Origin of the sequence: Klebsiella sp. GN_Kp190, from assembly GCF_040061795.1 — a bacterium.
Classification (GTDB): Bacteria; Pseudomonadota; Gammaproteobacteria; order Enterobacterales; family Enterobacteriaceae; genus Klebsiella; species Klebsiella michiganensis.
This window is the reverse complement of the sequence record NZ_JBEAFN010000008.1, coordinates 31506-44485: the sequence shown is the minus strand read 5'-3', so window position 1 is coordinate 44485 and position 12980 is coordinate 31506. Positions and strand designations below refer to the sequence as shown.

Genomic DNA, 12980 nt, shown 5'->3' with positions numbered 1-12980 from the left:
ACGAAACGCGAAACATCATGTTGTTATGCAATTTTTATAGGCCGTGCCAGCAAAGCGCCGCCGGGCAGCTGCCCTTAAGGGCTTACGCTATTTGTGCTTCGATCCAACGGGTAGCGGACGCCATATCCAGCGGCTTGTGCTGATCCACGGTGAACACCGGCCCCAGCCGCATCGGTTCCGCCTGCTGCGCCAGCTGCGCCAGTTCCGGAAGATACTCCTCGCCCGGGTGCCCCGGCTTACGATCCTGCAACCGGCTGGCATAGCGCGACACCGCAAGCTCAGGCGAGATGTGGTTCCAGACCTCCAGCACTTTCTCAACGCCCGCGTGTTGCAGCAGCTGCTGTAGCGTGTCGCGCGGTTGAAAGCCAAACCAGGCGTCAATAAGCCAGATACAGCCTGCCGGCGACTGGCCGACGATCGACCAGATGACTTCATACGCGGCGCAGCCCAGCTGCCGGTTGAAGGTCCGGTCGATCCCGGTAAAGCACGCCATAAACGGCTCTTTAATACCGTCGATGGTCAGCTGCGGCAGATTAAACGCTGCCGATAGCTGCCGGGTGACGGTGCTTTTACCCGATGCGGGAATACCGTTAATTAAAATCACCGTTTTGCAGCCGGGTGTGAGATGTCTGTTCATAACAACGCGACGACCTCCTCTCTGCTGCTGGCGGCCCGCAGCTTCGCCATGGTCTCGTTATTATCAAGCAGAGCGACAATCGCCCGAATCCCCTCTTCAATATGAGCATTGCTGTCCTGCGCGCCGAACATAATGACGATATCCGCCTTCTCGCTATCGGCAAATTGAATCGGCTTATTCAACACCACAAGGCTGAAGCAGTTGCGTTTGACGCCACATTCCGGCCTGGCGTGAGGGATGGCGACACCTTCATCAAACACGTAATAGGCGCCATGATGCAGGGTATTATCGATCACCGCCTGGCCGTAATCTGCCGAGATATAGCCTTTTGCAACCAGCGGGCTGGCCGCCAGCTGGATCACCTTCTGCCAGTCGGACTCCGTGACGCCGACCTGAATCGCATCGGCCTCAATCAGCAGTTCTTTTATCGTCATTATCACTTCCTATATATTATGGCGAATAATGTTACGTAACTCATCAATGCGCATAAAAAGCGCATCGATTTCCTCGCGATGCGTATGACTTTTGGCATAGACCGACAGCGCCCGGTTATATATCAGCATTAATGCTTTCTGCACTTCGCCATTAGCCGGGTTGCCCCGTAACTCGCCTTCCAGCCTGGCAATTTCCCCCGCCAGCTGGCGAGACTGTTCGTCATAATCCTGCGGGGGTTGATTCTCTTTTTTCCACAGCGTTTTCAAAGATTCAAACATAGCGAGCTCCTCCCCGACGGACAGCAGGGCAACGGAATACGGTTTAAAAATATGCGTTTATTTAAACAGGGCGATTTTTTCCATTAATACATGGGTGACCGCGTTATTCGCCGGAATTAAAAATTTGCGCACGCTGTCGTTCACTTTGCCTTTTTCAAACGTGCTTTTACATTGATCGACCCACTGCACATTCATTTCAGTGCCGACGTTCACCTTGTTGATACCTTCAGTAACGGCCAGGCGCATATCTTCATCGCTGACGCCGGTGCCGCCGTGCAGCACTAACGGCACGCCGGTCGCGGCGCTAATCTCTTTCAGCCGCTGGTGCTGGATCTGCGCCTTACCGGTATACAGGCCGTGCACCGTGCCCACGGAGACCGCCAGCATATCCACCTGCGTCTCCTCCACAAAGCGTTTGGCGTCCTCCACCGTAGTGAAGCAGATATCCTCCGCGGCCACGGCTTTGCCATCTTCCGATCCGCCGATCGCTCCCAGCTCGCCTTCTACCGTGATATTCCGCGGGCGCGCCATTTCCACCACGATGCGGGTATTGCCAATATTCTCTTCCAGATCCAGATGGGAGCCGTCGTACATCACCGATGAAAATCCGGCATCCATGGCCGTTTCAATGGCGCTGATATCAGAGCAGTGATCCAGGTGCAGGCAGGTCGGCACGTTTTCACTTTCCGCTAATGAACGAACCGCATCCACCAGTAAACGATAGCCGAGATATTCCGCCGTCCCGGTAGAGATTTGAATCATTAATGGGCTATCGCTTTGTTGCGCCGCTTTAAAAAAGGCGGGCAGCATTTCAATACAGTGCAAATTAAATGAGCCAATGGCTTTAAAATCTCTTTCCTGCGCAATTTTCAGAATAGCGTTGAAGTTATACAGACTCATGAACATTTTCCCCTTTCGGCTTCGCTGATTTACCGTTTACGAACCATGCCAGTGCGGCAACAAAAACAATGAACAAGGCGACAAAGAGCCAGTTGTTCTGGAAGGCGTGGCCTAATACCAGACCGGAACTAATAACGTCCGAATCGCTGAAGGTGACGCCGGTAAAACCGTAGCTTTCCAGCATCGGTACCAAAATGGCGGGCAGGAAGGTGATAAACAGGCCGTGAATGACGCCGCCAATCATCGCCCCGCGGCGGCCGCCCAGCGCGTTACCGAAGACGCCCGCCGTACCGCCGGCAAAAAAGTTGGTTAACAGACCGGGCAGGATCATCGCCAGGCCAAACATCGGGAACACCAGCATGCCGATGATGGAGCCGATGGTCGTCGCCAGGAAGCCGACGATCACCGCATTGGGCGCATACGGAAACAGCACCGGGCAATCCAGCGCAGGCTTAGCGTCCGGGACAATGCGCATCGCAATTCCGCGAAATGCCGGCACCAGCTCGTTGAGCAACAGGCGCACGCCGCTGTAGAGAACGAATACCCCCGCCACAAACTGAATGGACTGCATAAAGGCGTACATCAGGTAGTTAATGCCGTTGGAGAACTGAGCGATATATTCCGGGCCCGCCGCAATCGCGGGAATGAGATACATCGGCACCATCACCACCGCCATCGCGAGATAGGTGTCCTGGAGGAACTTAAAGTTATCCGGTAATTCAAGATCTTCCGTTGAGCGGGAACCTTTACCCACCACTTTAGCCACCGCCGCCTGCACCAGATAGCCGATAGTGCAGAAATGCCCCAGCGCCACGTCATCGGAACCGGTGATGCGCCTGACGACCGGCTGCGCCAGGGCGGGCATCAGTACCGCCATCACGCCGCCGAAAATACCACCGGTTAAAATCAACGGCAGTCCGGTCAACCCGGCTTTATAGCCAATCACCGCGCCGATGGTTGCCATCCACAGCAGCGCCTGGCCGGTCAGAAAGATATATTTCAGCGGCGTCAGGCGGGCGATAATGATGTTGACGGCAAAAATCACCATCAGGGTCAGCGCGACTTCGGAACCTAATTCACGGTTGGCTAATCCGGCGATGGCGGCGACATCGGTAATGTAGCCTTTCATGCCGAATCCCTGCGTGAAGATATCGTTAAGGAACGTTAGCGTGGCGACAATAATGTTGATGCCGGCCATCATAATTAAGAAACCGAGCAGCGTTTTAAACGTCCCCTCCGCCGTTTTGCCCGCTGATTTTTTTTGCAGAATCAGGCCCAGCATCGCAATAAATGCAATTAATATTGAAGCCTGGCCGAGTAAATCTTTAACGATAAACTCTACAAAGCTATTCATAGTCCGCTACCTTCAGGTTACGCTCTTTTAAGAATGCGACGATCTTAGCTTCAATTTCATCTTTATCGGTGAGCTTATGCAGTACCACCACGCGTTTAATTTCTTCCGCACTGGCATCCGCCGTTAATATATCGGCGAAGGTTTTTTGCGTCAGAATCATATCTGATTTAAACGCCCCGGCTTCGGAAATAGTGGTATGTTCAATCTGTGCGGGAATCTCCAGCTTCTTTAAAACTGCCTTCGCCGTCATTTCAATGGCAAAGCTTGAACCGAGGCCGCAGCCACATACGCATAGAATTTTCAGCATGTAGGGTCTCCTCAAATAATATTGAGTTGTTTGGCAAGTTTATAATGATGTCCTTCAGTGTCGACCAGACGTTTTTTCATACTAACTAAATCAATCGGAATAGGTTTGTTGCTTGAATTAATTATGATGGCTTTATTTTTCATCCCTGACTGAATACAGCGAACCACTTCACTGGCCATAATCGTGCCCTGGTAAATTTCTTCGCAGGTCGGATCGCCATTGCGCAAACCGTAGCCTACGATGGTTTTACGAATACGCACGCCAATTTGCGGTTCAAGCTGCTTAATCATGGTATCAATGGCCCCCTGAAAGCCGGGAGAATACTCCCTGGTGTAGCCTTCAGAGCACAGGATCACCACGCTGTTCTGCTGTGTCAGCTTATGCTTCACCCGCTCGGCCAGCGTTTCTAACGGCATCTGCGATTCCGGAATCAGGGCGATATCAGCATTCGATTTAATCGCGGATTGCAGCGTTAACTCTCCACAATAGCCTCCTAATATTTCGACCATAAAGACGCGGCCCGGTAATGCTCTTCCGGTATTTCTTAACCGGGAAATTTCCTTAATAATCTGCTCGCAGGCGGTGGAAAAACCAATGGTATAATCGCTGCCGTACACATCATTATCGATAGTCATCCCGACGCCAAAGCAGTTAATATCAAATTCGCTCAGCGTATTGAGAAACTGCAGGCTGCCGTCGCCGCCGGCCATAATCAGCACATCAATGCGCAGTGATTTAATTTTTTTAGCTATGGTTTCATATTCACTGCGCAGCAGCCTGCGGCTGGTTCGCCCGGAGGTGATGATCGGAATAGAGGCAATGGAGAAATCAACCAGATCGCGCCAGGCGACTTCGTGATGATTTTTATCCAGCAGTCCGGGTATTCCGCCATTAAAAAGGGTGATATCGGCACTCGCCAGTCTGGCTATCTGGAATATAAAATTATTAATTCCAGAAACATCGCCGCCGCTAATAACCATGCCAATTTTCATTGCCTGTCTCCGTTGCTTTGCTTGCCCACATTTTTCCCTGAGTTCAAGACCGTTATTTGCAATAGAGATCACAATATGCTGATAAATTCCTCCGAGCCTAATATTGACAGTGGGTTTATTTCCTCATTTTTTGTGATGCATATCTCTTTTATAAAATGAGATCGTCTTAACAATTATCTTTTTATTTTCTTTAAGATCATTAAGTTGCTTGAAGCGATAATTGTGCGGGTGGGCTGCCTGTTTTCTCCCATAAACTCAGCGATGATAAAAAAGCAGAAATGTGATAAATAGCGCATTTTTTTGCGTCAGGAAGGTTCACGGCTCGCGTATCACGCGGTTCGGGCAACAGCGCTCTTCTGGCGTTCGCAAGTGCGTCGCCTGCTTTTACATCCTATAAAATCTGTGGCGATCTCCATCACATTCTAATCAAAACATGGTTTCATTTTTATCTAATGCCGTAGAAAGTACTCAGTGTCTAATAAAAGCAGTAGTGTCTAGTGTCGAAATTAAATCGACGCTATTTTCTACTCTATCCGGGGCATTGAAGAATGGCGCTGTCGGCAAAAGAAAAATTATTCCAGAAAATAGTCACCCACTACGCACGGAAACCCGCAGGATTCACGGCTCAGGACTGTGCGGACTTTATGCAGGTTAAACGCAGCGTTATCAGCCATTACCTCAACAGGCTGTGCGATGACGGTTACCTGCGTAAAGAAAACACCCGTCCGGTGCGCTTCTATGTGCAGCAAAACGGTGGGGAAAAGACTCAGCCATCTCGCATAGTGTCGAAAAAGCACGACGCCTTTCAGCCGCTGATTGGCGCGCACGGGAGCCTGGCCGACGCCGTCGCGCTGTGCCGCTCGGCGGTGGACTATCCCGGTGACGGTTTGCCTGTCCTGCTCTCCGGGGAGAGCGGCGTCGGCAAAAGCCATCTGGCGATGCTGATTTATCAGTACGCTCTCGAGCGCGGGGTTATCGCAGCGGACAAACCCTTCGTTGAGCTTAACTGCGCCGATTACGCCAACAATCCGGAGCTGCTTTCGGCAACCCTTTTCGGCTATACCCGCGGCGCTTTCACCGGCGCTGACCGCGAGAAACGCGGCGCCTTTGATGACGCCGATGGCGGATTTCTGTTTCTCGATGAAGTGCATCGTCTCTCGGCAGAGAACCAGGAAAAACTGTTTCTGTATATGGATAAAGGATATTTCTACCGTCTTGGCGATAACCGTACGCGCCATCCGGCGTCGCTGCGCTTTATCTTCGCCACCACGGAAAATATCGATACCGTCCTGCTTAACACCTTCCGTCGCCGCATCCCGGTGCGCGTCACGCTGCCCAACTATATTTCGCGCCCGCTGACCGAGCGCGTCAATCAGGTCAGCCACTTTTTGCAGCAGGAAGCGCGCAGCCTGCGTCGGGATATCCATCTCGATAATCAGCTGATGCATCAGCTGGTCACCTCCCCGGTGCGCGGCAATATTGGCGAGTTAAAAAATCAGATTAAAGTGATGTGCGCCAGCGCCTGGAGCGAGAGTCGTGAGGCTGACGTCATCACGCTACGCGGCCCGGCGTCCGGCGGTGAAATAATCCGTATTGCCGCCAGCGCGCATGAAGATGCGCTGAATGTCAGCCAGCTGCTGCCCAAAGCGATGCGCGATGAGGTGATTTTTCGCGACTTTTGCCACAGCGGTAACGTGCTGTTGCTGAATCGCAAAGTAGAACAGCTGCTGACTACCGTCAGCGGCGCGGTCTCCGCCGAGTCGCTGTACAGCGGCTATATCTGGCAGAACACCATTCACGCGCTGGAGGAGCTGGAGAGCCTGACCGGCATCTCCTGTAGCCCGGAGATCCGCAAGGCGGTCTGGCTCTGCCTGAGCTATGCGCTGCATGCTCCGGAGGAGGCGCTCGACCCAGGCGAACTGCAAACCATTTCCGATTATGTTTCCGCTAAGGCACGGCTGCTGGCCGAAGAGTGCCTCGCTTTGCTGAGCAAGCATGTCACCCGGCAGCCGCTCCCCCTGCTTCAGCCGCTGCTAAGCTGCGCTTTTCACACCCTCGCCGGCGAAGACGATCCGATTCAGGGCATTATCGTGTCCCACGGTCGCGCCACGGCGTCGAGCATCGCCGGGATCGCCAACCAGCTCACCGGCGGCTACTACTTTAAAGCCTTCGACATGGCGAACGCGACGTCCACCAGAGAGATCATCGACCTGCTGATTGCCCACGTTTCCCGCCTTAAACAAGGCGCGGGGCTGATTATTCTGGTGGATATGGGGTCGCTAAAAGAGATCTACGAAGAGATTAAGCTCCACCTGCACGGCGAACTGTTGGTTATCAACAACGTCAGTACGGCCATGGCGCTGGATATTGCGGCCAAAATTCAGGATAAGCTGTCGATGGAGGCGATTATTGAGAGCGCCAAAGGCGCGTATGAGGTGGAAACGCGCTACTACGCGGGCGTGTTGCCGGGCAATAAAATCATTATCTCCTGTATCTCCGGCGAAGGGATCTCCCGCAAGCTGAAGGATATCGTTCAGCGCTTCCTGGCACAGGAGGAGATCGACATTATTACGATGGAGTATGACGACCTGAAGTGGAAAATCGCCCACGCCGACCCGGCACTGAACGGCACGCGGTTGATCATTACCACCACCGATCTGGAAGCCGGGTATATTCCGCTACTTAGCGTAGAGCAGCTGATTAAAGAAAAGACGCGGGTGTTAAAACGCGACTACTTCAACGGCCTGCTGATGGAAGGCGGCCTGGAGCCCATGATTGATGAAGTGGTCAAGCTGTTTACCGTCGAAGGCGTCGCCAGCCGCCTTAACTTCCTCAATCCGGTGGTGATTATTGATGAAGTCGAAGCGGTCATTAAGCAGTATGAAGCCTTCTACAAAATCCATTTTGAAAGCTATCTGCGCATCAATCTGTTTATGCATATCGCCCTGATGATCGAGCGGGTAATGGTCAACAACGGCGTGCGCCACCGGGAAGAGGCGGAGCTGACGCTGGCGCAGCAGGCGTTTGTCGCCGTCCACGACACCTTTTTCCAGGCCCTGAACCGCAAATATAATATCACCCTGCCGCTTACCGAAGTGCTGATGATTTATGAAATCATGGAGCCGTGGATCGCCTTTGACCCCGACCATTAACCCCCCGTTGCCAGCGTCGGCTGGCAAACCTGTCGACACTGAATAAACTGCCCATTCAACACTGCAAAAAGCGTCCAAAAATCCGTTTTTATCATTTAAAAACATACATATAAAAACATGGCACGCTGATTGCTATTTCATTTTCAGATACCTGAAAAGATGAAGGAATATGCAATGCGAGAGATGTACATCGCAACCCATGGCCGCTACGCAGAAGGGATAGTGTCGGCATTAAATCTGCTGATTGGCGACGACCATGGCGTCACGCCCGTCTGCGCCTACTGTGGTGAAATTGAGTCAACGGCTGAACTGGCCATCCGCTTTGACGCTATCGCCCGGCAGGCGGCCGGTCGCGGCAATGAGCTGGTGCTGTTTACCGATATGCCCGGCGGAAGCGTCAACAATACCGCCGTACAGATGATGGTCAAATATCCCCACGCGCACGTCATCAGCGGCGCCAGCCTGATTATGCTGATGGAGTTTTGCATGTCGGAACACGTCGAAACCGCGCAGCGGCTTCAGGATGCCGTCGCCGCCGCCAGCGGGGCGATGCAGTACATGAATCAGCTGCCGGAAATCATCGCGGCGCGCCAGGCTGCGCAGCACAAAACGCAGGACAATATTGATGATTTTTTTGCCGAAGAGGGAAACCCGTGACTATCGCACTCGAAGCGCTTGATGCGCGCTATCTCTCGCCGCAGCCGAGGTTAAATCATACCTGGCTTAACGCGGCAATCGGCGAAGTGCTGACGCAGCTCGACGCCATGCTGCCGCGCTTTACGGCAATCTTTCCCGCCGCCAGTGCGACACGGGGCCGCTATGAAAGCGTGGAGAAAGTCGACTGGACCGAGGGATTCTGGACCGGCATGCTGTGGCTCGCCTGGGAGGTCACCGGCGATGATAAATATCGGGCGGTGGCGGAAAGCCTGCTCGATAGCTTTGAAGAACGTCTCGATAAGCAGATTAAAGTGGATACCCACGACCTGGGCTTTCTCTATCTCCTCTCCTGCGTTAACGCCTGGAAGCTCACCGGCAACCTGCGCGCACGCGAACTCGCCCTGCGCGCGGCCGAGCTGCTCTATCGCCGCTTTAACGCCACGGCGGGCGTCATTCAGGCCTGGGGAGATTTAAACGACCCGGCGCGTCAGGGGCGGATGATCATCGACTGCAATCTCAATGTTCCGCTGCTATTTTGGGCCGCCAACGAAACCGGAAATCAACGGTGGCGCGAGGCCGCCAGCCTTCATCTGGCGCAGGCGGCACGCTATCTGGTGCGTGAAGACGCCTCTACTTTCCATACATTTTATATGGATGTTCATAGCGGCCAGCCGCTGCGCGGCGATACGCACCAGGGATTCAGCGACAGCTCCTGCTGGGCGCGCGGCCAGGCGTGGGGAATTTATGGTTTCGCGCTGGGATACGCCCACACCGGCGATGCCTGGCAGCCCGAGCTCTCCCGCCGCCTGGCGCACTATTTTCTTAACCGCTTACCGGAAGATTTTGTCTGCTACTGGGATCTGATTTTTACCGCCGAAGATAACCAGTACCGGGATACCTCTGCGGCAGCGATCGCGGCCTGCGGCCTGGCAGAACTGCTGAAGCTATTACCGCTCACCGACCCGCTGCGTCCGGCCTACGGCAACGCTATCGAACTGATGATGCGCAATTTACGCGAGCGCTACTTTGCCCACGCGCAGGACGGCCTGCTGCGCGAAGGCGTTTATAACTTTGGCCGCAATATGGGCATTAACGAACCTAACCTCTGGGGCGATTACTTCTATTTCGAAGCCCTGGTTCGCCTTTCCCGCGTCTGGACACCCTACTTTTGCTAACTGGAGCTACACCATGATTTCTTTAGTACGTATTGACGATCGTTTAATCCACGGACAGGTTGCCGTGGTCTGGACCAAGCATCTGGGCGTGAACCGCATCCTGGTCGCCAATGACCAGATCGTGAATAACGAAGTGCAGAAAATGTCGCTGCGCATGGCGGCTCCCGATACCGCAAAGTGCGCCATTATGGCGGTGAAGGACGCGGGCGATGTGCTTAACGACCCGCGTTCGGAAGCCATGAAAATTATGGTGATCGTTAACAATGCCGCCGACGCCCGTCGGCTCGTCGAACAGGCGCCGGGGATAAAAACGCTGAACGTCGCTAACTTCGGGCGCATCACCGACAACCTGGCGGCGAAAAAGCGCATTAACGATACCGTCTACGTGACGCCGGAAGATGTGGCGGATTTCCACGCTATCGCCGACCGCGGCGTTGCCGTTGAATATCAGGTCCTGCCATCTCATCCGGTGAAAAACCTGATTGAGATGCTGGATAACGCCGCCAGTTAAGCGAGGTCGCTATGTTAACTTCCGCAATTCTTGTTGCTGTCATTATGTTTCTGGTGAAAACCGCCGACCATACGCTGGGTCAACCGCTGATTGAACGCCCGCTCATCTGCGGCGCGCTGGTGGGGTTGGTGCTGGGAGACCTGCAACAGGGCATTATTATCGGCGCCACGCTGGAGCTGATTTTCCTTGGCACCATCACCATCGGCGGCTCGGTTCCTGCCGACCTTGCGGTGGGGTCAGTACTGGCAACCGCTTTTACGATTCTAACCCACGCTGAGCCGCCGGTGGCCGTTGCGCTGGCGCTGCCTATCAGCCTGCTGGCGGTCTTTGTTTATCAGGTGCTGAAGCTGGTCTATACCGCTCTGGTTGAAAAATACGATGCGCTACTGGAACAGGGGCGTGACCGTGCGGCGCTGGGTTTGACGCTCGGTATGACCTTCTTTTACGGCATCCCCTTCGCCCTGATCGCCTTTTTTGGCGTGCTCTTCGGCACCGAGGTCATCCGCAGTCTGGTCGAGAGCATTCCGGGTACGGTCATGCGCGGCATGACGGCGGTTGGCGGCATTCTTCCGGCGCTTGGGTTCGCTATTCTGCTGAAGGCGCTGTGGAACCGTAACATCGCCGCCTTCTTCTTTATCGGTTTCGCGATGGCGGCCTATCTGCAATTGCCGATTATGGGGATTGCGATTATTGCAGCCTCGGTAGCGGTCTATCTGTGCTTTAACGAATTCAATCAGCTTAAGGCGAATAAACAAACGGCAACGGCGGCCGCGTCCGCCTCAGTTGACGATAAGGATGGGTTCTTCAATGACTGATATCCAGACACAAAGCGTTAGCGCTTACGCCGATGATAAAAGCGAGAAAAAGCTTTTTCGTCAGCTTTTTATCCGCCAGTTTCCGCTGCTGGGGTCGATGAACTTCACCCGTATGGAGGGATTAAGCTACGGCTGGGCGCTGGCGCCAATGCTGAAGAAAATCTACGCCAACGACCCGCACCGTTATCTTGAGTCGCTTAAGCGAAACAGCCAGTTCTTCAATACCAACCAGCATCTGGCGCCCTTTATTATGGGCCTGACGCTGTCGATGGAAAAAGAGAATGCCGCCAACCCGAACTTTGATACCTCCAGTATTAACGGCATCAAAGTGGCCTTAATGGGGCCATTTGCCGGGGTCGGTGATTCCTTCTTCTACGGCGTGCTGCGTATTATCGCCACCGGGATTGCCATTGGCCTGGCGTCGCAGGGTAATCCACTGGGGCCGCTGCTGTTCTTGCTGATTTACAATATTCCCAGCTATCTGCTGCGCTATTACGGCGGCGTCATGGGCTACCGTTTAGGCTCGAAGTATATCGCCGAAGCGACGCAGTCCGGGCTGCTGAGCTGTATCACCAAAGCCTCATCAATTATGGGATTAATGATGGTGGGGGCGATGAGCGCCAGCATGGTGAAGTTTACCACCACCTTTAAAACCACCATCGCCGGGCAGCCCTTTGTACTGCAGGAGATCCTCGACAAAATTTGCGTCGGGTTAATTCCTCTGCTTTTAGTTCTGGGCTGCCTGAAGCTGCTCAATAAAAAGGTCAGCCCCAATAAGGTGTTAATTATGCTGATTGTCTTCGGCTTTGCCGCTGCGGGTATTGGCATAATTTAACCCATCTCCTGGCTCCCTTTAATAAAAGGGAGCCGTCCTCTTACTCGTGATATGTATCGACGCAAATAAAAAATAAGTCAGTGTCGAATTAATGCCCAACACAAAAAAACAACATCATGTATTTTAAGGATTTTATATTCTGGCACAGCAATTGCTATTTAATAAGTGTCTTTTATTTCTCTTCAGAAATTATGGCACTTAATAAATCCTACAGGAATTAAAATGAAAACATTACGCACGCTATTGATCGGCATCCCGCTGTCCTGTTTTACGCTAAATACGCTTGCCGCGGCAACCTGGGTTGATAATCGCTACGCGCATACTACGGCTTCTGAGAAAAATCAGTATAAAATAGGCCTGGGTCATATATTTGATAATGGCGCCGGTGTTCTGGCCTCCGCCATGTACGACCTCGGACAAGATTTTAATCAAATGAAAAGCTCCTTTCAGGAGTTTGAAGGCTGGTATCCGATCCCGCTTAATGAAAAATGGACGCTGACGCCGGGCGGATTAACCGATATTGATAGTAAAGGAACGAAGCTGGCGCCTTATATCAGCCTCGATTATAAAATCAGTAAATCTTTAAGTTTTAGCAGCCGCTACCGCTATAACCATATGACCCATAAAGATCGCGATTACAACGGCTATATGGATTACAACGACAGCCATCAGTTCGACCTGTACCTTAATTACCAGGCGACTGAGAAACTGTGGCTTCAGTTCAACCCGGAGTTCTTCGTCAACACAAACGACTTCAATGCCTCTAACGGGCAGAAAACCCACTGGGAGCCAAGCATTGTGGCGCGCTACCGCGTCGATAAACACTGGCTTCCCTATGCGGAAGTGGCCTGGCTCGATCAGGATCAGAATCATGACGATCAGGTGAGATTCCGCCTCGGCATTCGCTATTACTTCGATTAAACCCCGCAAGG

At 53.0% G+C, this 12980-nt stretch carries 14 protein-coding genes; 7 read left to right on the top strand and 7 right to left on the bottom strand.

Features of this window, described 5'->3' with window-relative positions; translation table 11 throughout:
• Positions 1-82 precede the first annotated feature (82 nt).
• The 7 genes from ABLU67_RS05800 to ABLU67_RS05770 are packed head-to-tail and all read right to left on the bottom strand — an operon-like array spanning position 83 to position 4903.
• Positions 83-637 carry an ATPase AAA gene (locus ABLU67_RS05800; protein ID WP_025106530.1) on the bottom strand — a complete coding sequence of 185 codons (555 nt, stop codon included), beginning with the start codon at positions 635-637 and terminating at the stop codon, positions 83-85.
• Complete coding sequence (locus tag ABLU67_RS05795) at positions 634-1071, bottom strand: PTS sugar transporter subunit IIA (RefSeq protein WP_014227381.1); 438 nt, start codon at positions 1069-1071, stop codon at positions 634-636. The genes ABLU67_RS05800 and ABLU67_RS05795 overlap by 4 nt, the downstream gene beginning before the upstream one ends.
• 9 nt (positions 1072-1080) lie before the next feature.
• A complete protein-coding gene (locus ABLU67_RS05790; RefSeq protein WP_014227380.1) occupies positions 1081-1350 on the bottom strand; it encodes a hypothetical protein in 270 nt (89 codons plus the stop codon).
• A gap of 57 nt (positions 1351-1407) precedes the next feature.
• Positions 1408-2250 (bottom strand): class II fructose-bisphosphate aldolase, encoded by an 843-nt coding sequence (locus ABLU67_RS05785; protein WP_014227379.1) that lies wholly within the window; start codon positions 2248-2250, stop codon positions 1408-1410.
• Entirely contained in the window at positions 2237-3604 is a 1368-nt protein-coding gene (locus ABLU67_RS05780) for a PTS sugar transporter subunit IIC (RefSeq protein ID WP_224237347.1), read from the bottom strand. Before ABLU67_RS05780 ends, ABLU67_RS05785 begins: the two co-directional genes overlap by 14 nt.
• Positions 3597-3911 (bottom strand): PTS sugar transporter subunit IIB, encoded by a 315-nt coding sequence (locus ABLU67_RS05775; protein WP_004855885.1) that lies wholly within the window; start codon positions 3909-3911, stop codon positions 3597-3599. Before ABLU67_RS05775 ends, ABLU67_RS05780 begins: the two co-directional genes overlap by 8 nt.
• 11 nt (positions 3912-3922) lie before the next feature.
• Positions 3923-4903: a 6-phosphofructokinase gene (locus tag ABLU67_RS05770; protein WP_224237346.1), complete on the bottom strand. Its 981-nt coding sequence runs from the start codon at positions 4901-4903 to the stop codon at positions 3923-3925.
• Positions 4904-5451: 548 nt separating this feature from the next.
• Here ABLU67_RS05770 and ABLU67_RS05765 point away from each other — a divergent pair.
• The 7 genes from ABLU67_RS05765 (at position 5452) to ABLU67_RS05735 (ending at position 12969) form a co-directional block, all read left to right on the top strand.
• A complete protein-coding gene (locus ABLU67_RS05765) occupies positions 5452-8055 on the top strand; it encodes a sigma 54-interacting transcriptional regulator (RefSeq protein WP_224237345.1) in 2604 nt (867 codons plus the stop codon).
• Between the two features lie 174 nt (positions 8056-8229).
• Positions 8230-8712: a PTS fructose transporter subunit IIA gene (locus ABLU67_RS05760; RefSeq protein WP_014837007.1), complete on the top strand. Its 483-nt coding sequence runs from the start codon at positions 8230-8232 to the stop codon at positions 8710-8712.
• A complete protein-coding gene (locus ABLU67_RS05755) occupies positions 8709-9887 on the top strand; it encodes a glycoside hydrolase family 88 protein (protein ID WP_224237344.1) in 1179 nt (392 codons plus the stop codon). The genes ABLU67_RS05760 and ABLU67_RS05755 overlap by 4 nt, the downstream gene beginning before the upstream one ends.
• Before the next feature lie 13 nt (positions 9888-9900).
• The gene (locus ABLU67_RS05750) at positions 9901-10398 is read left to right on the top strand and encodes a PTS sugar transporter subunit IIB (RefSeq protein ID WP_064406178.1); all 498 of its coding nucleotides are present in this window, start codon (positions 9901-9903) and stop codon (positions 10396-10398) included.
• Between the two features lie 11 nt (positions 10399-10409).
• On the top strand, positions 10410-11213 hold the full coding sequence (locus ABLU67_RS05745; RefSeq protein ID WP_047722776.1) for a PTS sugar transporter subunit IIC: 804 nt from the start codon (positions 10410-10412) through the stop codon (positions 11211-11213).
• Positions 11206-12048 carry a PTS system mannose/fructose/sorbose family transporter subunit IID gene (locus ABLU67_RS05740; RefSeq protein WP_014837003.1) on the top strand — a complete coding sequence of 281 codons (843 nt, stop codon included), beginning with the start codon at positions 11206-11208 and terminating at the stop codon, positions 12046-12048. The genes ABLU67_RS05745 and ABLU67_RS05740 overlap by 8 nt, the downstream gene beginning before the upstream one ends.
• 222 nt (positions 12049-12270) lie before the next feature.
• Positions 12271-12969 (top strand): oligogalacturonate-specific porin KdgM family protein, encoded by a 699-nt coding sequence (locus ABLU67_RS05735; RefSeq protein ID WP_014837002.1) that lies wholly within the window; start codon positions 12271-12273, stop codon positions 12967-12969.
• Positions 12970-12980 lie beyond the last annotated feature (11 nt).

Excerpts from the sequence above, each read along its gene's own strand:
- ABLU67_RS05800 (WP_025106530.1), bottom strand. The coding sequence starts at position 637 with ATGAACAGACATCTCACACCCGGCTGCAAAACGGTGATTTTAATTAAC.
- ABLU67_RS05795 (WP_014227381.1), bottom strand. The coding sequence starts at position 1,071 with ATGACGATAAAAGAACTGCTGATTGAGGCCGATGCGATTCAGGTCGGC.
- ABLU67_RS05790 (WP_014227380.1), bottom strand. The coding sequence starts at position 1,350 with ATGTTTGAATCTTTGAAAACGCTGTGGAAAAAAGAGAATCAACCCCCG.
- ABLU67_RS05785 (WP_014227379.1), bottom strand. The coding sequence starts at position 2,250 with ATGAGTCTGTATAACTTCAACGCTATTCTGAAAATTGCGCAGGAAAGA.
- ABLU67_RS05780 (WP_224237347.1), bottom strand. The coding sequence starts at position 3,604 with ATGAATAGCTTTGTAGAGTTTATCGTTAAAGATTTACTCGGCCAGGCT.
- ABLU67_RS05775 (WP_004855885.1), bottom strand. The coding sequence starts at position 3,911 with ATGCTGAAAATTCTATGCGTATGTGGCTGCGGCCTCGGTTCAAGCTTT.
- ABLU67_RS05770 (WP_224237346.1), bottom strand. The coding sequence starts at position 4,903 with ATGAAAATTGGCATGGTTATTAGCGGCGGCGATGTTTCTGGAATTAAT.
- ABLU67_RS05765 (WP_224237345.1), top strand. The coding sequence starts at position 5,452 with ATGGCGCTGTCGGCAAAAGAAAAATTATTCCAGAAAATAGTCACCCAC.
- ABLU67_RS05760 (WP_014837007.1), top strand. The coding sequence starts at position 8,230 with ATGCGAGAGATGTACATCGCAACCCATGGCCGCTACGCAGAAGGGATA.
- ABLU67_RS05750 (WP_064406178.1), top strand. The coding sequence starts at position 9,901 with ATGATTTCTTTAGTACGTATTGACGATCGTTTAATCCACGGACAGGTT.
- ABLU67_RS05745 (WP_047722776.1), top strand. The coding sequence starts at position 10,410 with ATGTTAACTTCCGCAATTCTTGTTGCTGTCATTATGTTTCTGGTGAAA.
- ABLU67_RS05740 (WP_014837003.1), top strand. The coding sequence starts at position 11,206 with ATGACTGATATCCAGACACAAAGCGTTAGCGCTTACGCCGATGATAAA.
- ABLU67_RS05735 (WP_014837002.1), top strand. The coding sequence starts at position 12,271 with ATGAAAACATTACGCACGCTATTGATCGGCATCCCGCTGTCCTGTTTT.